Origin of the sequence: Affinundibacterium fentianense (genome assembly GCF_018139545.1) — a bacterium.
Classification (GTDB): domain Bacteria; phylum Pseudomonadota; class Gammaproteobacteria; order Burkholderiales; family Burkholderiaceae_D; genus Undibacterium; species Undibacterium fentianense.
In genome coordinates, this window is record NZ_JAGSPJ010000001.1 from 586,475 (window position 1) to 612,565 (window position 26,091).

Annotated in this window: 21 protein-coding genes; 7 read left to right on the forward strand and 14 right to left on the reverse strand. The window is 45.5% G+C overall.

All coding sequences use genetic code 11. The features are described 5' to 3' along the window. Positions 1-30 precede the first annotated feature (30 nt). The 3 genes from KDM90_RS02580 to KDM90_RS02590 form a co-directional block, all read right to left on the reverse strand. Positions 31-588 (reverse strand): DUF1415 domain-containing protein, encoded by a 558-nt coding sequence (locus tag KDM90_RS02580; RefSeq protein ID WP_212674017.1) that lies wholly within the window; start codon positions 586-588, stop codon positions 31-33. Next, entirely contained in the window at positions 581-1,276 is a 696-nt protein-coding gene (rpiA, locus tag KDM90_RS02585) for a ribose-5-phosphate isomerase RpiA (protein WP_212674018.1), read from the reverse strand. The genes KDM90_RS02580 and rpiA overlap by 8 nt, the downstream gene beginning before the upstream one ends. 105 nt (positions 1,277-1,381) lie before the next feature. Further along, on the reverse strand, positions 1,382-2,395 hold the full coding sequence (locus KDM90_RS02590; protein ID WP_212674019.1) for a serine/threonine protein kinase: 1,014 nt from the start codon (positions 2,393-2,395) through the stop codon (positions 1,382-1,384). Between the two features lie 135 nt (positions 2,396-2,530). Between KDM90_RS02590 and KDM90_RS02595 the strand changes: the two genes are divergently transcribed. Both KDM90_RS02595 and KDM90_RS02600 read left to right on the forward strand, forming a co-directional pair. Next, positions 2,531-3,232, forward strand: coding sequence for a UPF0149 family protein (locus tag KDM90_RS02595; RefSeq protein WP_212674020.1), 702 nt, complete (start codon positions 2,531-2,533; stop codon positions 3,230-3,232). A 160-nt stretch (positions 3,233-3,392) separates the two neighbouring features. Further along, a complete protein-coding gene (locus tag KDM90_RS02600; RefSeq protein ID WP_212674021.1) occupies positions 3,393-3,647 on the forward strand; it encodes an acyl-CoA-binding protein in 255 nt (84 codons plus the stop codon). 102 nt (positions 3,648-3,749) lie between these two features. On the opposite strand, the gene KDM90_RS02605 is transcribed toward KDM90_RS02600, so the two are convergent. Continuing rightward, positions 3,750-4,769: a 2-hydroxyacid dehydrogenase gene (locus KDM90_RS02605; RefSeq protein ID WP_212674479.1), complete on the reverse strand. Its 1,020-nt coding sequence runs from the start codon at positions 4,767-4,769 to the stop codon at positions 3,750-3,752. A 270-nt stretch (positions 4,770-5,039) separates the two neighbouring features. Here KDM90_RS02605 and fdxA point away from each other — a divergent pair, with 270 nt between their 5' ends. Next, positions 5,040-5,363 (forward strand): ferredoxin FdxA, encoded by a 324-nt coding sequence (fdxA, locus tag KDM90_RS02610; RefSeq protein WP_212674022.1) that lies wholly within the window; start codon positions 5,040-5,042, stop codon positions 5,361-5,363. A gap of 110 nt (positions 5,364-5,473) precedes the next feature. Next, a complete protein-coding gene (locus KDM90_RS02615; protein WP_212674023.1) occupies positions 5,474-6,535 on the forward strand; it encodes an NAD(P)/FAD-dependent oxidoreductase in 1,062 nt (353 codons plus the stop codon). Positions 6,536-6,593: 58 nt separating this feature from the next. On the opposite strand, the gene KDM90_RS02620 is transcribed toward KDM90_RS02615, so the two are convergent. Both KDM90_RS02620 and KDM90_RS02625 read right to left on the reverse strand, forming a co-directional pair. Further along, positions 6,594-7,721, reverse strand: coding sequence for a response regulator (locus tag KDM90_RS02620; RefSeq protein WP_212674024.1), 1,128 nt, complete (start codon positions 7,719-7,721; stop codon positions 6,594-6,596). A gap of 108 nt (positions 7,722-7,829) precedes the next feature. After that, the gene (locus KDM90_RS02625; RefSeq protein WP_212674025.1) at positions 7,830-12,116 is read right to left on the reverse strand and encodes a response regulator; all 4,287 of its coding nucleotides are present in this window, start codon (positions 12,114-12,116) and stop codon (positions 7,830-7,832) included. A gap of 380 nt (positions 12,117-12,496) precedes the next feature. Here KDM90_RS02625 and KDM90_RS02630 point away from each other — a divergent pair, with 380 nt between their 5' ends. The 3 genes from KDM90_RS02630 (at position 12,497) to KDM90_RS02640 (ending at position 15,695) form a co-directional block, all read left to right on the forward strand. Continuing rightward, complete coding sequence (locus tag KDM90_RS02630; RefSeq protein ID WP_212674026.1) at positions 12,497-13,531, forward strand: response regulator; 1,035 nt, start codon at positions 12,497-12,499, stop codon at positions 13,529-13,531. Positions 13,532-13,731: 200 nt separating this feature from the next. Continuing rightward, positions 13,732-14,973: a polyhydroxyalkanoate depolymerase gene (locus KDM90_RS02635; RefSeq protein WP_212674027.1), complete on the forward strand. Its 1,242-nt coding sequence runs from the start codon at positions 13,732-13,734 to the stop codon at positions 14,971-14,973. Between the two features lie 206 nt (positions 14,974-15,179). Beyond that, positions 15,180-15,695, forward strand: a complete 516-nt coding sequence (locus KDM90_RS02640) for a C40 family peptidase (protein ID WP_230409560.1) — start codon at positions 15,180-15,182, stop codon at positions 15,693-15,695. A gap of 2 nt (positions 15,696-15,697) precedes the next feature. On the opposite strand, the gene KDM90_RS02645 is transcribed toward KDM90_RS02640, so the two are convergent. The 8 genes from KDM90_RS02645 to KDM90_RS02680 all read right to left on the reverse strand — a co-directional run. After that, positions 15,698-16,645 (reverse strand): patatin-like phospholipase family protein, encoded by a 948-nt coding sequence (locus tag KDM90_RS02645; RefSeq protein ID WP_230409561.1) that lies wholly within the window; start codon positions 16,643-16,645, stop codon positions 15,698-15,700. 588 nt (positions 16,646-17,233) lie between these two features. Then, positions 17,234-18,469, reverse strand: coding sequence for an ABC transporter permease (locus KDM90_RS02650; RefSeq protein WP_212674028.1), 1,236 nt, complete (start codon positions 18,467-18,469; stop codon positions 17,234-17,236). Beyond that, positions 18,466-19,782 carry an efflux RND transporter periplasmic adaptor subunit gene (locus KDM90_RS02655; RefSeq protein ID WP_212674029.1) on the reverse strand — a complete coding sequence of 439 codons (1,317 nt, stop codon included), beginning with the start codon at positions 19,780-19,782 and terminating at the stop codon, positions 18,466-18,468. The genes KDM90_RS02650 and KDM90_RS02655 overlap by 4 nt, the downstream gene beginning before the upstream one ends. Continuing rightward, positions 19,782-21,854: an HlyD family secretion protein gene (locus tag KDM90_RS02660; protein ID WP_212674030.1), complete on the reverse strand. Its 2,073-nt coding sequence runs from the start codon at positions 21,852-21,854 to the stop codon at positions 19,782-19,784. The genes KDM90_RS02655 and KDM90_RS02660 overlap by 1 nt, the downstream gene beginning before the upstream one ends. Further along, positions 21,847-22,521 carry an ABC transporter ATP-binding protein gene (locus tag KDM90_RS02665; RefSeq protein ID WP_212674031.1) on the reverse strand — a complete coding sequence of 225 codons (675 nt, stop codon included), beginning with the start codon at positions 22,519-22,521 and terminating at the stop codon, positions 21,847-21,849. The genes KDM90_RS02660 and KDM90_RS02665 overlap by 8 nt, the downstream gene beginning before the upstream one ends. 450 nt (positions 22,522-22,971) lie before the next feature. After that, complete coding sequence (locus tag KDM90_RS02670) at positions 22,972-23,616, reverse strand: hypothetical protein (protein ID WP_212674032.1); 645 nt, start codon at positions 23,614-23,616, stop codon at positions 22,972-22,974. A gap of 67 nt (positions 23,617-23,683) precedes the next feature. Continuing rightward, positions 23,684-24,771, reverse strand: a protein-coding gene (locus KDM90_RS02675) for an IS3 family transposase (protein WP_230409562.1) whose coding sequence is annotated in 2 segments (ribosomal slippage) — positions 23,684-24,519 and positions 24,519-24,771 — 1,089 coding nt in all. Because the reading frame shifts where the segments join, the coding sequence is not laid out codon by codon here. 111 nt (positions 24,772-24,882) lie between these two features. Continuing rightward, positions 24,883-26,091: calcium-binding protein (locus tag KDM90_RS02680; protein ID WP_268977725.1), on the reverse strand; the 1,209-nt coding region annotated here is incomplete at its 5' end.

The following is a 26,091-nucleotide window of genomic DNA, read 5'->3' on the forward strand; positions in this document are numbered from 1 at the left end:
TTTAATCGGTCTTTTTTTGCCCCAAAAAAATTACTCTATGGAGAAGAGTTTTTTCCATCCAGCATGTCCCAATGCTCGAACCGTCGCAATATTTTTATCATAGATTAAATCAGCTTCCGGAAACGCCTCAACTGCCTTATCAATACTTTCTTCTCGGATCAAGTGCAAAGTTGGAAATGGCGAGCGGTTCGAGTAGTTGTCTATATCATCTATTTCAGTTCCATCGAATTGGTAATTCGGGTGAAAACTCGCAATTTGCAAAATACCTTCCAAATCACGCTCTTCCAAAACCGCATCTGCGACCTCTAAAAACTCGTTATAGTCCAGAAAATCTTGCATAACAAAGGGATGAACTAATAGTGTTGTATCTATCTTCTCCGGACTGGCCTCCGCCAAAACTTCGAGTTCGGCAACCAAATCGTTCAATAGTGCTTCTGGCGTTGATGCATGGCTAACGAAATAACGTATCTGATTCTTGATATGAACACCTTTTGCAAACGGGCACAAGTTCAATCCGATCACAGCTTTTTCCAACCATTCCTTGGTATCCTCGATGACCTTATCATCATTCAATAATGCACTATCCATGTGTACTGTCCTTTGTATTAAATCGCAATGTTGTCACACCATCTGGCCCACCTAACAAACAAACATCGGCACCTTCGGCGGCAAACAAACCAACAGTGACGACGCCAACAATATTGTTGATTGTTTTTTCCAAAGCGACAGGATCTTCAATCTGCAATCCCAGCATATCGATAATAATGTTTCCATTGTCCGTCATCACGGCCATACCATCTTTGACCCGCAATCGTGCTTCGCCACCAAGCGAGTTGAGTGCCCTTATAACGGACTCTCGCGCCATTGGAATCACTTCGATTGGCAAAGGAAACTTTCCCAACTTGTTAACTAACTTTGAGCTGTCGGCGATACATACAAAGGATTTTGCAACCGAAGCAACAATTTTCTCTCTCGTCAATGCGGCCCCACCTCCCTTAATCATCCAACCTTGCTCGGTGATTTCGTCCGCGCCATCAATATAAACTGGCATCGACGTCACGTCGTTTAAATCATAGACAGGAATTCCATGTCCTCGCAGCCTCGCCGCTGTCGCTTCTGAAGATGCCACGGCCCCCTTAATTTTATGTTTGATCGTGGCTAATTCATCAATAAAAAAATTCGCCGTAGACCCCGTTCCCACTCCAACGATTTCGTCTTCTACGACAAATGCAATCGCTGCTTTTGCAACTGCTTGCTTCAGTTCATCTTGTGTCATTTGTATACTCACTGATTAATTCGAATTTCGACATTGTAAACGATGGGCACGACATAACACACGAATCCAAATGAATCGAAAGCTCGTGCCTTTCCATTTGCAGAATTAGATTTGCAAACTCGGCTCTTCCATCGCAGCAATTTGCTCCCGCATCTCTAACACGCGATCCTGCCAATATCGTTGAGAATTAAACCAGGGAAATGCTAATTTGAATGCAGGATCGCCCCATCTTTGTGCAAGCCAAAACGAATAGTGAATTAAACGTAAGCTCCGAAGTGGTTCAATGAGCTGAAGTTGCCTCGGATCGAAATCAGCAAAATCTTCATAGCCTGCTAAAAGGTCACATAATTGGTTTTGTCTTTCAACCCTGTTCCCAGATAACAGCATCCAAAGATCTTGGATTGCAGGCCCCATTCGGCTATCATCAAAATCGACGAAATGTGGGCCGGGGTGACTACCAGACTCTGTCCAGAGTACATTGCCGAGATGGCAATCACCATGCAATCGTATTACTTGTACTTCCCCTGCCTGTCGATAAAGGGTGTCCACACATTCCAGCATTTGTCGTGCAGTCGACTCATAGGCAGGAAGTAAGTCGCTTGGAATGCAATCGTTTTCCAATAAAAATGCCAAGGCTCGCGAACCCAATGTTTCGCGATCGATCATCGGCCGATGACAATACTTAGAGCTTGCGCCGACTGCATGTATTCGGCCGATGTATCGCCCCAGTCGTTCTAATGTACCAACCCGTTCAAGCTCGGGTGCACGCCCGCCCTGCTTTTCAAAAATAGCAAAACGGAAGCCCTTAAAAAATCGTAATCCAACGCCATTATCATTGAGGAGCGCCGGGACGACAGGAACCTCAGATAAAAATAAATCTTGAACGAATGAATGCTCTTCTAAAATTTGTGCATCAGTCCATCGCCGAGGTCGATAAAATTTAACGACTAGCGGCGGTCCGTCTTCGATCCCCAATTGATAAACTCGGTTTTCATAGCTATTCAAAGCCAATAGACGCCCATCACATTGAAATCCTTGATCAAGCATAGCGTCCAATACGCAGTCTGGGTCGAGCATCAAAAAGTTCTCTGGCTCGGCCTTGCTTAGTCGATTTATCATATTATTTATTTCCATACCTGTGATTGTACGTGCATTCTCACCACGAAACGATCACAACGCGCTACACTTCGGAAATCGTCGCTGGTACCGATTGGATCAGACCCGACAAACCCTTTCATAGTAAGAGCGAGCAACATGCATTTAGACGAACCCCTGAGCGATAAAGAGTTCAACGAACTCGACAAATTTTTAATGTCAGACGCCGTAGGTGATGATGGGATGACTATGGACGCTCTGCATGGCTACCTCACGGCCATTGCACTAGGACCAGAAGCAATTCCAATGACCGAGTGGCTGCCTCTTGTTTGGGGATTACCCGAACAGGCCGAACCGAAGTTCAAGTCGCCAAAAGAAATGCAAAGAATCACCAATCTCATTGCTCGCTTCATGAATGAAATTCAAATTACATTCGAAGTCGCACCACAAGAATACGAACCACTTTTTTGCGTCATGGAGCAAAATGGCAAAGAATTGATCGACGGGGAGACCTGGGCTTGGGGTTTTTGGGAAGGCATGCAACTGCGTGCTGAAGCTTGGGAAGCGGCGTGGGAATCACCAAGTATCGCTCCCCTCTTAGAACCAATTTATCTCTTGGGAGCCGAAGAAATCGAAGAAAATGAAACTACCTTGGTCGACACGCCAGAAAAATGTCATCATTTGGCACTAAAACTGGAGGCGTCAATTAGTGAAATTCGACGTTTCTGGGCTCCTTTGAGGAAATCTGGTGTCACAACAATCAAGCGCGAAGCGCCAAAAGTTGGCAGAAACGACCCATGCCCTTGCGGAAGCGGAAAAAAATTTAAGGTGTGTTGCGGCGCAGAACCGACGATCCATTAAATCGAAACGATGCCAGTGAAATGAACTGAACATTTCTTCTATAGGCATTCCGCAACATCGATGTTAAGCTCGTTCCCTGTTTTCTCAACAATCTGAAGTCTTTAGTGATACATCGCCACATGCAAAACTTAAGACATTCATTTTAGACTTAGGAGCATCTATGAGCCTTACCGAACAATTCAATCAAGCGCAGGCTGATTCAAAAAATTTACCTGAGCGTCCAGACAACATGACCTTGTTGAAGATCTACGCGTTATTTAAACAAGCGAGTAGCGGTGACGCCAGCGGTGATCGTCCTGGCATGACTGATTTTGTCGCAAGAGCAAAATTTGATGCTTGGGCAGAATTAAAGGGAACGAGCTCTGAAAACGCGATGCAACAATATATCGATTTAATCGAGTCATTAAAGGATTAATCTTTTACTTCACCTCGTTGAACCGCTTAACTCTTCTGATAAAAAAGGCGAATTTTTCGCCTTTTTTTGTTTCCAAAAGCCACGGGTCGAAGCCGATTACACTCAAGTATCTCGACTATTTTGCTCAAAGCCTAAATGCAAAGCCTGACGATTTATTAAGTTAGGTGGGATTTCTCCCTTCACCGCCGCAATCACATTATTGATTGCTTGACTAACCATCGCCCGACGGGTCTGTTCAGATGCGCTGGCGATATGCGGCGTCAGTACCACATTCTTAAGATCCAAAAATGCCCGGTTAAAATTGGGTTCATTCTCAAACACATCTAAACCCGCGCCGGCAATTTGCCCTGTGCGCAATGCGTCAATTAACACATCTTCATCGACGATTCCACCTCGAGCGATATTGATTAAGGTTGCGCTTCGTTTCATTCTACTGATTTCAGCCACACCAATTGAGTGCCGAACCTCTGGCGTAAAAGGGAGTGCTAAAATCAAATGATCGGAGGCGCTAAATAAGGTCTCTCGGTCGACGTACTCAGCACAGTGTGCCTTCAGCTCGATATCGGGATCCAAGCGCTGACGATTGTGGTAGATGACCTGCATTCCAAATCCCGCTGCACGGCGGGCAATTGCCTGTCCGATTCGACCCATACCCAAAATACCAAGTGTCGACCCGTGTATATCCGCCCCAAGAAAAAAATCGACGCTCCACTTCTTCCACTCGCCATCTCTTAGAAATGCTTCAGCCTCGGTGACACGCCTAGCGGTCGCCATCATCAGCGCCCACGCAAAATCAGCGGTGGTTTCGTTTAAGACGTCTGGCGAATTTGTTGCCATCACCCTATTTTCTGTGCAGGAAGCAATATCAAAATTATCATACCCAACGGCGATAGTTGAGATAATCTTTAGATCATCGTTGATGCTTTTCAATCGCTGCAGGAGACTTGAACTAATTTTCGCACTCGAAGTGCAAATCATCCCAAATTTACCATGCAAACGCTCGATCAACTCGTCTTCTGTAAAAATGCGATCTTCTTGATTTATCTCAAGATCAAAGTAAGGAGTAAGGCGAGACAAAAGATCAGGAAACATCGCTCGCGCGACCAATAATTTAGGGCGGATAGAATTCATAGTTAAGTCAAATAATGTGGAATCCAAAAGAGCAAAATCGCTCTATGTCAGAGTCTGGACACTCGGCATCCTTAGGTCAAACACGCATAAGCAAGTACCCTCATGACCAAACTCTTGCCGGAACTTACATTTGCTTATGCCAATTTTATCTAAGTCACAATTGTGAGTTAAGTCGATTTGCCTTAAAATACAAGGCTTTGCAGCTACACTACCATTTATTGTAGCGCTTCACCCACGATTTTCTTATTGATAGGCCCTGTTATGACACACGTTGTGACCGAATCCTGCATCCGTTGCCGCTATACCGACTGCGTCGATGTTTGCCCCGTAGACTGCTTCCGCGCAGGCCCAAATTTCTTGGTAATTGATCCAGACGAATGTATTGATTGTGCTGTCTGTGTCGCAGAATGCCCCGTCAACGCGATCTATGCTGAAGAAGATGTTCCAGCAGATCAACAACAATTTATTAAGATCAATGCTGACTTAATCCGCAGTTGGCCCTCGATCACCAAGACAACCGCACCCCTGGCTGATGCTGATGAGTGGAAGGATGTCAAAGACAAATTACAATTCCTAGAACGATAATTTTCACCCCATAAGGCGTAATCTTCGCCATATGGAATTGTGCTAGACGTAATCAATTAATTTGAGTGACTCAACTGTTGCTCTTCATCAGAAAAAGAAATGCTAGTCGTATGGACAATATTCAAAACCCCGCTGTAATTGAAGCCGATGCCGTGATTGTAGGTGCTGGTCCAGTTGGTTTATTCCAAGTATTCGAATTAGGTCTATTAGAGATCAAAGCACACGTTATCGATTCACTACCAGTGGTCGGCGGTCAATGTGTAGAACTTTATCCAGACAAACCAATTTATGATATTCCTGCCGTCCCAGTTTGCACTGGTCAGGAATTAACCGATAACTTGTTGAAGCAAATCGAACCATTTGAGCCAACTTTCCATTTAAACCAAGAAGTCACCTTAGTTCAGAGACGTCCTGATGGTCGTTTTGACTTAGAAACTTCTTTAGGCAATAAATTCATTACCAAAACAATCTTCATTGCTGCAGGCGTTGGCTCATTCCAACCACGCACATTAAAAGTTGAAGGAATTGAAGCGTTCGAAGGCTCACAAGTTTTTTATCGTGTCAAAGATCCGAGCCGTTTTGAAGGCCGCAATCTTGTCATTTGTGGTGGCGGCGATTCCGCACTAGATTGGGCATTGAATTTAGCAGGCAAAGCAGAGTCCGTTATTCTTTTGCACCGTCGCGATGATTTCCGTGCGGCACCAGCATCAGTCGCAAAGATGAAAGAAATGTGTGACAACTATGAAATGCAGTTGATCATCGGCCAAGTCACTGGTATCGAAACAAAAGACGACAAGTTAGCAGAGATCAAAGTAACCGGCGCTGATGGTGTGACACGCCGTCTTCCACTCGACGATCTATTGGTATTCTTTGGTCTGTCACCCAAACTCGGCCCTATCGCCGAATGGGGATTAGAGATCGAACGAAAACAGTTAAAGGTAATGGATACGGAAAAGTTCGAGACAAATGTGCCTGGTATCTTCGCTGTCGGTGACATTAATACTTACCCAGGTAAGAAAAAATTAATTTTATCTGGGTTCCACGAAGCTGCGTTGGCCGCTTTTGGTGCAGCTCCCTACATTTTCCCAGAGAAGAAGATTCATATGCAATACACGACAACGTCGCCCAAATTGCATAAAATTTTGGGCGTCGAAACACCCGTGTTCGATTAAAAAAAAATCTTCGCCAAACAAAAAACGCAAAGCAGTCGCTTTGCGTTTTTTTCGTCCATCAGAAAATCTCTGAATCGCCTGTTTCACTCTCCCGGTAGCGCATCGCAATTTCTTTAAAATCATTTGTGATCGACAAAAATGCATCAAGCATCTCAGGATCGAAGTGGCTTCCTCGCCCTTTTCGCATAATCTCAATTGCCTCCTCATGGGAAAAGGCTGGCTTATAAACACGCTTGGAAATTAAAGCGTCATATACATCGGCGACTGCCATCAAACGCGCAGAAATTGGGATAGCATCACCAACTAAGTTTTCTGGGTACCCTGAACCATCCCATTTTTCCTGATGAGAATAAGTAATCTCTCGAGCAAATCGTAAAAATTCATTACTTTCTCCGAGATAGCGTTCCACCGACAAAATCGTCTCTCTTCCATAGGAGGTATGCAATTTCATTACTTCAAACTCCTCAGAAGTAAGTTTCCCAGGCTTTAACAGAATGTTGTCGGGAATACCCACTTTTCCAATATCATGTAGCGGAGCTGATTTATACAATAACTCAATATTTTCATCAGTCAATTCAGACGAGAAACGTGGCGAATTTTTTAGTTGGCGTGCCAACGCGGCCACATAGTTTTGCGTTCGTCGAATATGATTACCCGTCTCATTATCTCTGGTCTCCGCCAACGAAGCCATCGCCATAATAATCGCATCTTGCATTTTTGCGAGCTTGCGAGTTCGGTCTTTAACTAAACTTTCGAGATGCTTATTTTGATCTTGCAACAAGTTACGTGCGCGAACCAAATTAAGTTGGGTTGCGACACGTGCTAATACAATAGGCGGACTGACCGGCTTACTAATGTAGTCCACCGCTCCCAATTTCAAGCCCATTTCTTCATCTGAAACTTGACTCTTTGCTGTTAAGAAAATAATTGGAATTTGATTCGTTTGCGGATTATCTTTTAATCTCCTGCAAGTCTCGTAGCCATCCATTTCTGGCATCATGACGTCTAACAAAATCAGATCGGGACTTGGATCAATCGATGCAATGTGTAAGGCTTTTAGCCCATTTGTTGCAATTTTGATTTTGTACTTATCCTTAAGTAAGGCAGAAAGTAAGGTGATATTGTCAGGCGTATCATCGACAATAAGTATCACTTGCTTTGCATCCTGATCGTGCGTTTCGTTCATATCTCACCTTTGACTAAATTGAACTCGCAATGTACTCATGTTAACTTCTATCTCAAAGACATTGGAGATACCAATATACTGATCGACAATTCTTAATGACTAAAGAATTTAATCTAACTTGAGCCCCAACATATGTGCATTACCTTTCATGATCGATTGTATGACGTCAAAGTCATATTGCGAGGCAGCTCGCATAATTTGTTTTTGTACATCAACACCAAAGGCCATGTTCAACTCTTCGACAGATTCACTCAACATTTCCAATGCATCGCCATCATAATTACTCACCAGTTGGTAACAAGCCCGCAATTTCTCAAATAAAGCTTCCCCACTGAGATTCTTGTCTGCGTGGCGCTTTTCCCCTACTTCTTGACTTAGATTTTCTCTTGTCAATGCGCGTTCGATCTCGGCAATCACATCTCGCAACTGTCGCTCTGTCGCTTCCAACATTGCTTGCATTGACGTATAAGTTGCCCCACCCTCAATTTGCGATTCTATTTTTGCAGCAGGCAAGTGAATATCTGCGCCAATCAAACCCGCTACGCCTTTCAATGTATGAGCGACACGTTCCGCGTCTTGATGATTGCCTTGTTGCAAGGCATCTCGAATTTGTTCCACTGCACCACGCTGGTCATGCACGAACAATCTGAGTAACTTACAATACAGCTGACGATCACCCATTGTTCGACTTAAGCCTAGACGCGTATCGACACCTTGAATGAGTAAAGACCGATCACTTGCACTAGTATTCACGACTATCCGATGGTCTGTACTGGTGATAACGTAAGAGCTACACCAATCTGCAACTGCTTGGTACAGTTCATTCGGGTTGATTGGCTTAGCGATATGCGCATTCATACCGGAATCAAAACACTTTTCTCGTTCAATCAACATTGCATGGGCGGTCATTGCAATAATCGGCAACTCTTGAAACTGTGGATTAGCACGAATTAATTTTGTCGCCTCGTGGCCATCCATCTCAGGCATCTGGACGTCCATTAAGACAAGCCCATAATGATTCGAAGGAAGTGAAAATAAACGTGCGAGCGCGTCTTTACCATTGAGTGCGAGATCAACTTGAATTTCTGCTGCTTCGAGCAATTCTTTGGCAATTTGTTGATTGACTAAATTATCTTCGACAAGCAATACGTGGAGGTTACGGCATCGAAAGATGCCATTGGTAGAACTCACGGAATTAAAATGTCGATGATAGGAAAAGAGATTGACCAAGCAATCAAATACGCTTGATGCATTAAATGGCTTATCTAAATAGGCATCGGTTATGGTTGCTTCTTCACGATAGTTCAAACTTTCCCTTGCTGTCGCTCCAACTAGCGCAAATTTTGGATGAAGTCGCAAAGGCAAAGACCGAATTTGAGATATCAGCTCCGCTCCATCCATGTAGGGCATATGCAAATCAATAAAGGCAGCATCGAATTGCTTATTCGCTTTTTCGGCATCCCAAATAGCTTGAATTGCCTCCTCTCCCGTCTGGACTGACAGGTAATCTAAACCATAAAAGCCCAATTTTTCGCAAAGTAACTTGGCTGCACGAGCATGATCGTCGACAACCAAAATCCTAACTTGTTCAAATAGATCGTACGGATTTTCATCTGCATTAGAATCAATACTATCGAACGCAATGTCGACGCTGACAGTTGTACCAACTCCAAGTTCGCTTCGCAAGGAGATACTTCCTTGCATCAATTCGACCATTCCTTTGGAAATGGAAAGTCCGAGTCCAGTTCCACCATATTTTCGGGTCGTCGATTCATCGCCTTGACTGAAAGGCATAAAGAGTTTTGCCGATTGGGTCTCACTCATTCCAAGGCCTGTGTCACAAACATCAAACCTAAGCTTGACGCGATTTCCCAAATGTTCCACACAGCCACAACGTAAAATGACATCACCTTCAGAGGTAAACTTAATTGCGTTGTTAACCAAATTTATCAATACTTGACCTAAGCGCAAAGGATCACCACGCAAGCGCTTAGGCACTTTAGCATCAATATCAAACAGATATTCGAGCCCCTTTTGTTCTGCTTTTTCCGAAGTTACAACGGCGACGCTGTTCAAAACCTCGTCGAGTTCAAACTCAAGCATCTCGATATCTAACTTGCCCGCCTCAATTTTTGAAAAATCAAGGATATCATTGATAATTCCCATCAAGGACAAACCGGCCTTATGTATCTTTTCGACGTAATCTTTTTGTTTTACTGTCAGTTCAGTTTTCAATGCGAGATGCGCCATACCAATGATGGCGTTCATTGGCGTTCGAATCTCATGACTCATATTTGCGAGAAATAGCGATTTCGCTGCTGTCGTCTCCTCAGCATGACGTCGAGCCAACTCAGAAACCTTAAGATCATTTTGCATCTGCAATGTTTGCAGACGCATTTGTTCGTCCATACTTTCTTTAAGTTGTGACTCCAACAATTTTCGCTGAGTGAGATCTGACACAAAACTTAGAGTGGCCGGTTGCGATTCCCATTCAATTAATACAGAGGAAATCTCCACCCAAATAATTTTTTGTGTATATCGGTTCTGCAAACGAATTTGATAATACTGCTCAACTGATTCGCCCAATAAACGACGTTGATGACGCGCGACAACGAGCGCAACATCTTCCGCATAAATTGACGATGTAAAAGACATGCCAATCAATTCTTCGTGAGAATATCCAGTCAAGGTTTGGATAATGCGATTTGCGAACGCAATTTTGGCGTTTTGAACGACGATAATTCCTTCTGTGACGTTGTCGATCAATAAGCGATAGTTGTATTCCGATCGATGGAGATCGTCTTCTAATTGACGACGTGCGGAAATATCCATCACCACCCAAACGGTACCGTATGAAAGATCTTTTTTATTCACAGCACGGCCGGAGAACTGAACCCAAAATAGACTGCCATCCGCCCGTTTCATCTGCAATTCCGTTTCGAATGCATCGCCTCGCAGAACGGCATCACTGACCGCAGAGCCACAAGATAAATAGCTGTCTCTGGAAACATAAAATGGCTCAAGAGAACCACCCAGAACGGCAGCACGCTCAACCCCGAAGATTTGACACAAGGGGGTATTCACCCATTGCACGCGACCTTGGCTATTCAAAAAAATCATCCCAACGATAGAGTTCTCGAGAATCGTTTCACGCTCAGTCAACATACGTTGGAGTTCATCCGCGAGTGACTTACGCTCTTCACTCATTTTCTCATTCAAGCGCCGATCTTGTTCAGCCTCTTTAAACTCGCTACGGACCTTTTGATATTCCGATTGAATCTTGCTTGCATGCGCTTGTATGCGATGCGACAGTTCTTGATAGCGTTTTTGCTCGTGATAAGCGCTTTCCCAATTGCCTAGTTCTGCATAGATTTCGGATAGTTCATTTATCGCGCATAAGGGTAAATGGATGTAGCCGCTTTCACCCATTGTATCGATAGCGGTTCTTAGTTGGCGAATGGCGAGCTCAAATTGTCCTGTTTGTCGAAAAAGAAAACCACTCACCCACCAAACATAAACTTGAAGGTGCGGGTCTTCAAGTTGATCCATCGATTGAATCGCGCGTTGGCTGAAATCGAGTGCTTCTTCAAGTTGTCCGCGTTTTGCCAAATTATATGCAGCGACGGATAGATAAAACGATCGGTATGACCCAACGCCATCGGTCCTTGAATCTCCCTTCTCAATCCATTCAGAAACGGCCTGATATGCCTCATCGAACTTTCCCAATGCAATCTTACAGAGCGACAGCATCGTCGAATTAAATGGGAGCAACCATTTTTCCGTCGAATGCACGGACATCGAGCGCGCATAGCTTAAATATTCTTCAGCATCAGAATAATTTCCAGTGACATACAACACTTCACCAAGATTCGCGGTAATTTGTGCTATCCGCGCTGCAGAACCAATTCGACTCGCCTCCTCGAGAGCCCTATAAAAACAACGAATCGCCTTAATGGTGTCGCCCCGTTCTTGGTACAAAATCGCTGTGATGTTCAGCCCCAAGATAATCAGACGCGGTGGCGCCGAGTGAATCGACGGGATAAGTGATGACTCAACCAAGGCAAATGCAGTTTCCACTTCCCCTGCCTTACGTAAGACAATCACGCGTCCTATCTGCGCGATCAACTTACCGTTGACTTCTTTGTTTGAAGTAAATTCTTCCTCAAGCGCCTCAAACATCTCCAACGCGATGTCCAGCTGATTATTAAAATAATGCGAAAAAGCACGCACGAGCTGCCCTGCCATGATCAGCAGAGTGTTTTGATTGGCCTCACCGTCGGCGATTAGCTTTTCAGCTAGCGCGCAGCCGTCTGGGATCGAATCCCTTAAGATATCGAGAGCATCAAGTGATTGCTCCAGCCAATCAGTCTTGCTCTGAAGAGAAATTGCTTGCATAGCCTCATTAAGTCTGCGTATTGCTATCGTCGGGATCTGGTTGGATATCACCCAAATTTTGATTCTATCGTGAATGTGAGCATAAATACATTTGCGCTAGATAGAGTGATTCAAAATCCACGGTGAACATTCTCTAAAACAACACTCGACCTAGTTTCACTATTGATTTCTCTTCTACACCAATTGACGATGCTCTACTCTCGAACAGGCAAAACGGGATAAGTCAGCTCCGTGCATTTCTTATCGAGAGGAGAAATTCATATTCTTCAATATTCAAGCCTGCAACTGATATGATCACAAAAAGCCGAGCTTTCTTTATGCTTTGCACGAGTACATTTTGCCTTTAGAGACGTTGCAAATTGAATAATAACCAAACCAAAATGAGAATTTTGCTGGCTGAGGACAACGACTTCAATCAAGAAATCGCTGTCGAATTGCTTACGGAAGCGGGCTATGAAGTGACTGCTGTCGAAGATGGGCAAGCCCTTCTCGACATTTTGTTTGCCAAACCCCCACGCTATTATTCGCTCATTTTGATGGATCTGGAAATGCCCGTCATGGATGGACATGAAGCCACAGTACAGATTCGCAAGCATGCCCAATTTGCCTATTTGCCGATCATTGCTTTGACGGCCCACAAGACTGACGAGACTAAGCGGCGTTGCCAACAAGAAGGAATGCAAGACTTTTTAAGTAAGCCATTCGAGGCATCCGATTTTTATCAGATTTTATCCACTTGGCTAGAAAAGAACGAGCACGACCTCACACGACAGGAGGAAGGTCATGCATTGACTGAACTCCCCGCACTCAAATCCATTGATGTAGAGCGTGGTTTTGCACTGTCCGGAAGGAACCTCGCACTGTATTTGCATTTACTCGACCGATTTCGCCATTCTCAAGTCGACATGCTATTAAAACTCCGAGAATTCGATTTTTCTCAACTCTTTAGCCTCGAATTCAAACGACAAATTCATACTCAAAAAGGCGTTTGTGGGACTATCGGTGCCATACAACTCGCGAGCGCTTTGGAGTATTTTGAAAGCCAGCTAATCAACAAGATCATCGCGACAGAAAATGACAATCAATTTCAATCCGAAATAAAATCGCAACTCAGTCAAATTTGCAAACTGCTTGAGTCGACCATCGATGAAATCAATGATTTTTTCGCAAACGACAAAACACCTCAAGCTGTCCCTGCGCATCCCGCGTCGGACATTTCAACGCCACAAGAATTTCAAGAACTAAAACGCGAATTGATCGCTTTACTGGAAACAGGCAGTGCAGAAGCGATTGATTTGTTCGAACTTCACCGCTTGCAATTCGAATCGCGTCTGACCAAGTCATTGTTCGACGCGTTCTCAGAGGCCTTACAAAACTATAACTTCGATCAGGCTTGCTCAATTTTAAAGACATAACAATATCAACCATTAATCTTTGATTACCGAATTCTCCTTCTCCAAGCTAGGTTCAAAACAAAGATAATATATTTATGTCGCAGTGCAATAAATTAGCGTTATACTTGACCCTGCTAGTCAATCTTAATCTCTCAAAGGCGAATCGATAAAATTGATTCGCTCGGGAATGCAATTCCGTTAATAACCAGGAAAATGCGAACATGCTTTATCAAATTCATGAACTGAATCGCTCGTTTTTGACACCACTGACCAAATGGGCAGATGCATCGTCAAAGCTTTTTGCCAATCCCATTTCGCCTCTTGCGTACACGCCCTATTCACAAAGAATGGCAGCAGCTTATGAGCTGCTTTTTCGCTTGGGCAAAGAATACGAAAAGCCAGAATTTGATATCCAATTTACCCAAATTGACGAAGAAACCATCGAGATTGTTGAGGATGTTGTTATTGCAAAACCATTTTGCAAACTCATCAATTTCAGAAAAAATACAGCCAGCGCCAAGAAAAAATCAGCGCAATTGATTCAACCGAAAGTCTTGATCGTCGCGCCCTTATCAGGCCATCATGCGACGCTCTTGCGTGATACTGTGCGTAGCTTGTTACCAACCCACGACGTGTATATCACGGACTGGATCGATGCACGGATGGTTCCACTCTCCGCAGGGCCATTTCACTTGCACGACTACATCTACTACGTACAAGAATTCATTCGCCATTTGAGTCCAGATCTCCATGTCATTTCGGTTTGCCAGCCAACCGTGCCCGTTCTGGCAGCGATCTCGTTAATGGCATCGGAAAATGATCCGGCTCTGCCTAAAACAATGACGATGATGGGTGGGCCAATCGATCCACGTAAATCACCAACGCAAGTCAATGCGCTTGCAACAGAAAAGAAATTTTCTTGGTTTGAAAATTCGGTGATTTACAACGTCCCAGCAAATTATCCTGGCTTTGGGCGCAAGGTATATCCAGGATTCTTACAGCACGCAGGATTCGTCGCGATGAATCCTGACCGTCACGCACAGAGCCATTGGGACTTCTATCAACACCTAGTCCAAGGCGATGACGAGTCAGCCGAGCAACATCGTAAATTTTACGATGAATACAATGCTGTCCTCGATTTGCCTGCGGAATACTACCTTGAAACCATCAAAACGGTCTTTCAAGAATTTAGACTTCCAAAGGGAACTTGGGAAGTTGAAGGCAAATTAGTTCGACCACAAGACATCAAAACTGTTGCGCTTTTCACAGTTGAAGGTGAACTGGATGACATCTCTGGACCAGGCCAAACCCAGGCAGCACATGATTTGTGTTCAGGCATTCCAGCGACAATGAAACAAGACTTCGTTGCCCCAGGCTGTGGTCATTATGGCATTTTCTCTGGACGTAAGTGGCGTGAAATCGTCTGTCCCAAAGTGATCGATTTCATGAAAAAGCATGGCTAGAAAAATAAACGATTAATTAACAACTAATCCACAAAAAAAGAGAGCGGTTCGTCCGCTCTCTTTTTTTCCCACTAAAAATTGGCTACGTGAAACAAATTGGGTTATACTGAATTCTTTCCGTAAAACAAGATTAGTTACTCGATCGATTCGAATTTGTCATAAAGGCATGAATCAAATTGTCTCGGGTAATTTTTTTTTGAATAACCATGAAAAAAATCAGGCCCCTTATTCTCTTTCTCGGCATGCTCTGTAGTTGTCATTACAGTCTGGCAGCTGAAGAGTCAAAACCTGAAACCTCAAAAACCCTAACGGCACTTAAAGAATTTAGAGATCGTACGTCTGATTTAACAATCAACGCGATGAGCTTGTTGGGGATCAAATACAAACGCGGTGGAAATACGCCAGAGAATGGCTTAGATTGCAGCGGTTTTGTGCGCCTCGTCTTCAAAAATTCGAACGAAACGGGATTACCTCGCACCGCCAAAGAAATCAGCGACAAAGGCGACAAAATTGAATCAAAAGAGCTCAAGCCTGGCGACCTAGTTTTTTTCAATACACTGAAGAAAAGTTTTTCACACGTCGGCATCTATCTGGGTGACAGCAAATTTATTCACGCTCCATCCGCTGGCGGCAAAGTGAGGATCGAAAGTTTAAATGTCGCCTACTGGAAAAAACGTTTCAACGGTGCGCGCCGCATTAACGATGAAGAGACAAAGAATTAAGCTCATTTCTCTTGAAAGATGCGGATTTTCTCTTTGAGTTCTGGGACGATTGCTAAAGCAGCCTTCTCACCGGCCAAAATCGCCAAATTTCGCCCATTAAAATCACTTCCCTTCATCGTCGGCAGATCAGGTTTTATCACGACGTCCGCATTCTTCAATTCAAACTGATTCAGACTTTGTCCCATAATTGTAAAAGTCTGCATTAATACTTCTAGTGAACTGGTCGCTGCTTGCGCCTCTGGTGCAGAAGAAATATTAACGGCAATGACGATGTCAGCCCCCATCTCCCGCGCAAAACGAACCGGCACGGGTGACACCAGCCCACCATCGACATAAAAACGATCATTAATACGCACCGGCTGGAATACCCCTGGTACGGACGAGGATGCTCTCACCGCTAATCCCGTGTTCCCACGTTGGAAAAGAACCGGCATCCCAGTGTTGAGATCGGTCGCCACCGCACCGAAAGGCTTTTTCAGTTTTTCAATTGACGTTTGGCCAACCATTTTATTCACGTAGTTTTGCAAAGCCTCGCCTTTTAGCACACCACTACTCTTCGAAAAGAAAGGCAAAGACCAATCTGAGATGGTCGCCTCATCCATATCTAAGGCCATCTTTTGCAGTACAAACCCACTGTTACCTGCCGCATACATCGCACCAACAACACTTCCAGCACTCGTGCCCACCACCAAATCAGGAACAATCCCTTGCGCCTCTAGAACTTTAATAACACCGATATGTGCAAAGCCGCGCGCAGCACCACCGCCCAATGCCAAACCAATTTTTACTGGGCGCAGCGTTTTCACGGCAACCACTGGCTCAGTTTTGATAGGATTTTTGGGAACAGTCGCAACAGGGACAGGCGTACTGCAGGCTAAAGTCAAGGCACAAACTACCGCTCCCATGACAATATGACGAAGTGGATAAGCCAACGAATTAATCAGGGACATGGTCATTTGGAGAGAGTAAATTTGTTCGTTTCCAGAACGGAACGGATTGCGAAAAGAAAGGAACTGAAGAGAGGTGAATGCACACGTGATTGGCCAGAGTCAGATCGGTAATTGACACGACAAACGCATTCCATCTTCTTCGAATTTCCCTTTAAAAGTCGCGGAATTATACAGCAAAGGTCATCCATGAGTCGAAGTCTAACGGCAGGATTCCAGCCTTAAACAATATCCGAGTTGGTCAATCCGACTTATTCAGCAATCGCTTATCTACACGCCCGAAGCCATCTCGAACATTGTCATCGCACGTAATTGCCAAAACAAAACTGCGATACATGTGCATTTCACATTCCGCGCCAAAATCCGCCTCAATTAACCAATATGACTAGCTTTGATATTTCTCCTCGTTAGAAAGACACGGCACTCGATTGACACCTCTTTGAACTAGATGCTACGGGACTCTCGCTAATTTTATGCATGGGTTGCGGGGTATTCATCGATGGATAATTTAGGATCAATCGTCGACCGCTGAGCTGAGAGTAAAACCAATCACGAGCGTTCACGCTCTTTAAGGAGCGATGCTTTCGCCCCTTAACCATCGCTACGCAAGGCTGCAATTGGGTCGAGCATCGATGCTTGTTTAGCCGGAAAAACACCGAATACAAGACCGACTGCCACACACATCGCAACCGCGATAAAAAGACTTAACGGCGACCAAGCAACGGACCAGCTGGCGAGAGTTGCAATGCTATAGGCAGCGACGACACCCAAAGCTAAACCTAACAGCGCGCCACTTACAGCGATCACCAGAGCTTCGGCAAGGAACTGTTCTACCACGTCACGCCGACGCGCACCAAGTGCGCGTTTCAAGCCAATCTCACGGCGACGCTCTAAGACATTGGCGAGCATGATATTCATAATGCCAATGCCGCCAACAAGTAGTGATACCGCTGCGATGGAGCTCATTACGATGGTGAAGATTTTTTGCGTTTGTTGATTTTGACGATAGAGCCCCATAGGCACGATCAGGTTGGTGTCGTCCGCGCCTGCATGACGCTCCTGAATCAAAGTTTGTAATACGCGTGCCGCAAGATCAGGTGCAACTTTACCGTCCAAGCGCAAACTAATGCCATCCGCTTCGTCTTCTATCGGGGTAAAGAAAAAACGCGCACGACCACTTTCCCACGGTACAAACAGGCGCTCATCATCAAGTCCCAGCTTCACCCCTTCAAACTCACTTTTTCCTGCACTGCGATCAGCTAACACCCCCACTACTTGTAACCAAGTGTGATTCAGCTTCACGCGTTCGCCAATGGGATCGAGATCGCCAAATAGCGTTTTTGCCAGACGGGCACCGATGACACACACTGGTGCCAAGGTCTCACCATCTTCTTTTTCAAACCAACGTCCTTTGGTTACATTCAATCCACCGTGCTCGGCATAGCTTTGTGACACGGCAAATGCTCGACCCGTCACAATGTTTGTTTGATACACCAACTGATCGACTTTTATTTCTTTCTTCAAGGCGACGGATTGCGCGCCTGGAACCACCGCCAAGGCCGCATTAGCATCCGCCTCCGATAAACCGAGCGAGCGTGTACGTACTTCTTTCAATTTATCATTCGGAATCGACTTGCTTTCGACGATGACGTTATTCAACCCCAACTCGGCAACTAAACGCAAAGCTTCACGTTTACTACCTTCACCTACCGCTAGCATTGCAACGATCGCAGCAACCCCGAATATCATGCCAAGCAGCGTCAGTCCGGTACGTAATTTACGGCGTTTTAATTCCGCTACCGCTTCAAGAATGAGCGCGCGATTCATGCTTTACCTTCTTTCTTGATTGGGCTATTGCCCTCTTGTTTGCCGCCAGTTTTGCTAGCCTCTTGGTTGGCGCCGACATTTTTATCGGTCTCATTTTTCGGCGTCAACACAACCTCATCGCCAACTTTCAAACCACTCTTGATTTCTGTTCTTACTGGTCCACGCATGCCGATCTCAACTTTGCGCGTTTCAAAGCGTGTACCTTGACCTACCAAGACGGAATAGGCGTTTCCATCTTGCATGAGTGCGATATTGGGAACGGAAATCAATTTGGCTCGATTGACCAAGTTGACCTTTGCCGACACCGCTTGCCCTGGTCGCAAATCGAATTGCTTCACCAGTGCATCCTCAATCATGACTTCAAAATCCAAATATTTCACTGGCGTATCGCGCGACTTGGTACTTGCAGTTTTTCCGACTTTCGTCACTTTGAGATTAAGTTCATTGCCTGTGCCAGATAAACGCATGCGCACCTCTTGCCCTTCCTTCAGTCCATAGGCAGCCCCTTCCGCAATCGAAAATTTGGCTACTTGTTTATCCAAATTGGGCAGGCTACCAAAATCATCGCCCGCCCATAGACGCGCTCCGACCTCGGGCAGTGATCCATCCCAACGTGGCTTCAAGATGAACACGCCATCATGCGGTGCAGTCAGCTCCAAAGAGGCAAGGTTTTGGCGCTTTTGTTTCAATTGCAGCCCTATGCTTTCCTTCTGCGAATTAACAACGGCTTGGTCTGCCGCTTGCCGGAGTCCGAGCTGCCCTTTTTTCCACGCAAGATAGCCTTGTTTATCGGTCAGGAGGCCAATATCAACGAGCTTATCCAACACCGAATTTTTTGCAAAAATTTTGAGATCTGCATTCGCATATTGGCGACTAATACTAAGATCAGTTTCAACCCTTGCGCTTTCTGAACTGAGTTCGGCACCGCCTAAGTCCGCTTGGGCTACGATTGCGGTTTCACTGATTTCTTTGCGCAACAGATCAAATTCCGCTTGTGACAGCTGCACCCGCGATTCTGGCGCGTCAAACACCGCAATAACATCACCTTTTTTGACGACACTACCATTCGGCACCAACCGCAACATCTGACGATGATCCCAACCCTCACCAGGCACGTTCAAAGGTGTGCTGGTAGCGGCCTTAATTTCGCCTTCGGCATATAGTTCTTCATGCCATGTACTCTCTTGCACCCTTTCGGTTGGACGAATTTCATCACTATTTTCGGCACTACACGCTGTCAACATGGCGGCGAAAGCGAATCCCCAAGCATGGTAAGCAAAACTTTGGCGCGAACGTTTTTTTTGCAAATCCATTATTTCGCCCCCTTAGTTGTGGTCGCAGAAGAAGCTCCTGCATTACTTGTCTCGGAGTCCAATTGCACTTGTACCGTCGTACCAGGCTTGACCGCTTTTGGTGGCTCAATAAACTCCAATTCTATGTCGCGCACAACGATGGGCTGACTCGAAGACTTACCATGAAAAACTGCGCCCATCGCGGTAATTTTTGCGCTGAGCACAGTATTGGCACCAGGCACAGTCACTTTAGCTAGTTGCCCTAACTTAATCATCGAGACCTGCGCTTCTGGCACTTTCGCCTGCACAAAGAGTCGATCTGGATCAGCGAGATTGGCGACCGTACTACTCATAAAGACGCGCGAGCCAACCGCAATTTTTTCTCCGTTGAAATTATTCAAGTGGATCACCGTACCTGCGCGCGGTGCTAGTACGGTCAAATCACGAATACCTTTATCGAGCGTTTCAATGGTCGCATGCAATTGCGCGATTTCAGTCTTCATCCCTAGCACCTCTTGTTCTTTGGCGCGTTTCTGCGCATCGCGTTGGCGCGCTGCGAGCAATGCAAGTTGAGCAAACATCTCTCGATCAATCACCAATTTATCGTAGTCCACGCGCTTTACGAGTTCACGCGGCATCTGCGCCTTTCGCTCCGCCTTTTCCGCATTACTCTTGGCTTCACTCACCGTAAGATCGGCGGCCCGTAACACTTCCGCATGATCGAGCTTCAATTTCTCTAGCGCCCTCTGCTTCTCTTTGAAAGTACTTCGATGTCCCTCAACGCGGGTCTGTACTTCGTTGGCTTCAAAAACGGCAACAGGCTCCCCAGCTTTCACTTGTTTTCCCTCTGGCGCCAACATGACCAAGTTGTATTCCCAAACATTTTGGATGCTCGGTGGTGATAGTGCAGAAGATTGGCGCGACAAAACATCCGCTTCGAGATTGATCGATTTATTGCTGATGTTGGGCTTACTCCGAGTACTTACTTGATTTGCCTGAGTTTGACTGGCGAGTTCGAGCGCAACGCTCATCCCATGCTGCAAAGGCAAAGAATGTGATTCGGCGATATTCACGATAGTCTTAAAATAACGCCCCTTACCCCAGCTTGCCTTAGCTTCAGGCGCACCAACAATCGATTCGATTCTTGCTTTCACCGCCACGCTAGGAAAGGCATCAAAACGCGCAATGAGCTCTTGTCCGAGCTTTACAAAAGGTCGATCGACTTCCAGCAAGTAAGCGTAGATTTGTAAGTCTCCGCTCCCCATCACATAACCCGCAGTGGTACCAACCTGCCCCATGCCGCCCTCGTCAAGGCGACGGCCAGACCAATGATCATACCCATGGATCACCACGCCATCCCGTGTTGCTCGCACTTCCGCCTGCGCCATATTGGCTTTAGCAAACGCCTGCTGCACTTCAATTTTTCGCACGGCCAACTTGCCATCTTCTAACTTGCGGTGAATGGCCTCCTTCGCGATTGCTAGCGCTTTTTCCTTGACCTCTAGATCCCGCTTACTACGTTCCAATTCACCTTGATACTTGTCGTAGTCGAGTGCAGCGATTTGCGCCTTCGGTAAGGCGGCATCGACCTTGGCTTTCCCTAACGCGGCTTTCGCCAGAATCAAGGCGCGTTCGGCCTCAATTTGTCGGACTTCTAGTTCCGCAACTTCACGCGCATTCGTTTGTTTTGCTTGCGTCATCTCCAATGCGATACGATCAAGATCAGCACCCGCACGCGCGTCAATACGCAACACAACATCACCACGCTTGACCTGCGTACCTTCGGGTACGAAATAGCGGATATTGACTGGCGATACATTAGAACTTGGAATGGGAATGGGCTGCGAATCATTAGCACGGAGTTCACCCGCGAACAGCACTGGTCGCGTTTTCGCGGCTTTACCAGAGGTACCAAGCGCAGTCGATGGGCGAGGCACACTTGATGCACTCGTTGCGCTTGCACTAGCAACTTTGTCGGCCGCACTCACGTAGCCAACGCTGAACACAAAAAGACAAAGATGCAGAGCGAGGCGCCGCATACAGAGTCGTCCCTGATCAGAAGCGAATCCACGCGCAGAATAAGTCTTAAGCATTGACCACCTCCGCTACCTTCCCATCTTTTAAATGAATCGTACGTTGTGCTTGCGCAGCGATATTCGGGTCATGGGTCACCAACACCATGGTCTGCCCTTTACTGTGCAATTCCGCAAGCAAAGCCAACACATCGGTCGCACTTTTGGAATCGAGATTGCCGGTTGGTTCATCAGCCAATAACAGGGCGGGTTGATTCAGCAATGCCCGCACAATCGCTGCTCGCTGCAACTGTCCACCCGATAATTCACCGGGAAGATGGTCAATCCGATGCGATAAACCCACCCGCTCAAGCAGCTCCCGCGCTCGCGCTTCGGCCGCTGGGTCCTCCTGCGCTGCGTAACGTTGTGGGAGTAAGACGTTCTCTAACACGGTCAGACGGGGCAAGAGATGAAAGGATTGAAACACAAAACCGATGCGTCGATTACGCAAGTCTGAAGACGCATCATCATCCATACTAGCGATCTCATCGTTCTCAAGATGATAGGTGCCGGAGTCAGGTTTATCGAGCGCACCAAGCACGTTCAACAAAGTCGATTTACCCGAACCCGATGGCCCCATGATGGCGACAAATTCACCTTTTGCGATACTGATATCGACTCCATCAAGGGCGCGAATTTCATTCCCACCTTGCTTGTAGCACTTACGAATGTCTCTGAGTTCTATCATGTGACCTCATCAAAGTAATCTTGTCAAAATTGCATAGCAAGCGAGTATCCTTAGCCATACGACAATTGTCAATAAATTCAGTTCATGAGGTGATATGAAATTTTGAAAAATCACACCTTAAAACAGGATCAAATCGATCCAATTTGTACGCCGCCGTCTATGAAACAATCAGCTTCACATGCCGTATTAGGAAAATTACTTAAATGAGGAAATTGCCCGCCCTGCTATCACATTCTTTTCTCTAAAGCAGACTTAGCGACTGAAATGGCCAATGCAAATAGCGTTGATAATCTTCACAGGCAAAAACACTGAGTGAGATTGGCACCTCTTTGTACGAGACGCGGCCGGATGCACGCTAACCTAATGCGTGAGTGACGGGGCATTTTTAAAGATAATTTAGGTGGAGACAACAATGTAACGCAGACCTTTTTGCAAACGTAAGTTGCGTTGTCATTCACATGTTCCTCTCACTTTATTTTCTAGAAATTGATTTAATGAATCCGAAATTAATTTTCGTGCGCTGCTCACTTTTACTAAAGATTTCTTAGGGAGATAAAAACTTGCCGACAGTCCGTTCTGCAAGTTGGTATTGATATCACATGATGCATAAGACTCATGTTTGTAAGTACTACACGAATAAAAATCATCAAATAAATTGACCACGTTGGGTGGAACAAGGAGGATATTTCTCTGACCACCAGGATCACTATTGGTATAAAACACCTTAAATCCATCAAAAGTTTCACCACTAAATTTCGGCGCCATAGAATCCCATCGCGTCTTTGGGTCTTGAAGAACACCGAACGAAACATTTACAAACAGCTCATTACAATTGACACGGCAATCACGATCTAATGTTTGCTTATCAAACAAAAAAATAAAATTCGCTGAATTTGATAACTTCGGTGTTGACCGACTTAAGAATTTTTTGGGAACCCACATCTTAGATTCACCAACGACAATTTCTAAACATCCTCCGGTGCGGCTCTCCATAAAATCATCGTTCGAATAATAAAAACATAAAATGCCAATGACTAATAGAAGAAATAGAAATATCCAGCGAATGGCTCTTATTTCTAAGATAAATTTACTCATTAAACTTCTCCATACCTTGTACTCAAAAGGTAATCCCCTCATTTTTAATGCGGGCGATAAGTAGAAGCTAAGCGGCAAGTGCTAGCTTTTGTTTCGGGGTAATGCCGCCGATCCCTGTGTTGGGGCGGTCATGATTGTAAGTCCATAACCATTTAGTTGCAAAATTCTGAACCTCTTCGAGCGAATCAAATAAGTGATGAGCCAGCCAATCGTAGCGTACGGTTCGATTGTAGCGTTCAATATAGGCGTTCTGTTGTGGCTGCCCTGGTTGAATAAACTCGATTTGAATTCCACGTTTTTCAGCCCATGCTTGGGTGACGTTGCTGACATATTCTGGTCCATTGTCACACCGAATCATCTGTGGCTGACCGCGCCATTCAATGATTTGGTCGAGCGAACGTATGACGCGTTCTGATGGCAATGAAAAGTCCACGTCTATTCCAAGCCCTTCGCGATTGAAATCATCAATCACGTTAAAAAGACGAATGCTGCGACCATCGCTTAGCTGATCGTGCATGAAGTCCATCGACCAAACTTGATTAATCTCAGAAGGGACTGATAACGGCTGCGGTCGTTCTCTCACTAAGCGCTTGCGTGGCTTGATCCGAAAATTGAGTTCGAGTACACGATATATCCGATATACCCTCTTGTGATTCCATCGAAAGCCTTTCACATTACGTAGATGTAAAAAACATAGGCCAAAGCCCCAATTGCGTTGGCTAGTTGTGAGACGAATGAGCCAGTCCGCTATGACATCATTCTCACTGTTGAGCTTGGCTTGATAACGATAGCAAGTTTCGCTAATGCTGAAAGCCAAACACGCCACCTTGATCGTTGCACGCCGATGCTCAACCGCCCAGCGCGCCATCTCTCGGCGTTGAGATGGCGCTACCACTTTTTTGCTAATGCTTCCGCCACGATTTCTGCTTTGAGTCGCTCCTCCGCATACATCTTCTTGAGCCGTCTATTCTCCTCCTCTAGTTCCTTCATGCGCGTCATTAAAGAGGCATCCATACCACCATACTTTGCCCGCCACTTATAGAACGATGCTGCGCTCATGCCATGTTCTCGGCAAAGTTCAGGAATAGGAGTGCCAGCTTCTGCTTGCTTCAGGATTGCGATAATCTGGCTGTCGGTGTAACGCGATGTCTTCATGTAAAACCTCTAAAAATCATATTTAGAAAATTCTACTTATAAGTCCGATTATTTGCTGGGGGGATTACCTTCTGGAGGTAAAACAATTGACCTAGCTCGATTAAAAACCGCTTATACCAAACTTACGGTCGCATCCTTCAAACTAGCAATAGGCTGCAACGTCTGGCCTGCTGTTCCAAACTGCGCATTTGAAACAAGATTGAGCGCAGGAGTCATACTAAAGCCAGACAAATTGCCTGTCTTTGCATACTGATAGGCTAGATCACCACCTATCGCCGCGGTGTCACTGCTGTTCAAATAAAATTCCAGCAATGACGACGACAATGCCCAACTTGTTATGGAAGAATTTGCTGCTCTGGCTTGATCGAATTTGGTCACCAATCCATCAAAATTGAATTGCTCAATTTTTTTGTTATTGAGTTTATTAGTGGATGCCGCGTTGTAGTCCGTTGTGCCTTCGATCACCACTTGCAGATTCGCAATGCTGTGATTGTTGACGTTGGCGTACCAGTCTTTCATGGTAAGCTGTTCGCTCGTGCCTGTGACTAAGATCAAATCATTGCCTGACTTCTTGAATAGTAAATCAGCATATTTGATGCCTTTACCTAGCGACAGTGAATTGTCTCTGCCTGTGCTGGCATTCACAATATCCATGCCGTCGCCACGATTGAAGGCGATAACATCCGCTCCTGCGTTCGGGGAGATCGTATCGTTACCTGCTCCGCCAATCAAGGTATCGTCACCACCATTACCAGTCAAAGTATCGTTATCTGCCCCACCATCTAGTACGTCATTGAATCCCGCTCCCGTCAAGATATCCGAACCAGCCAATCCATTGATACGATTTGCTGCATCTGTAACACCCGTCAGATTATCAACTCCACTTGTTCCATTTACCGTGATTTTTGACGTGATGACGCCATAGTCCCATATCCTCCCATCAGCAAATTTCACTTGCTCTACTGTGCCGTAATTTGTATTCCCGTAAAAGTAGTTCGGAATACGAATCGAATCAGTCCCACCGAAACTTAATATCAAATCATTTGCGGATCGGGACAATACGACCATCTCAGGTGTTATGGCGGCACCCAATTGCAATATATCTCCGCCTTGATTAGAACTCTCGTTCAATGTATCGACACCATCACCGACATTAAACTGGAAGGTATCATTCCCAGATCCACCATTGAGGGTGTCGTTACCTGCTCCGCCAATCAAGGTGTCGTCACCACCATTACCAGTCAAAGTATCGTTATCTGCCCCACCATCTAGTACGTCATTGAATCCCGCTCCCGTCAAGATATCCGAACCAGCCAATCC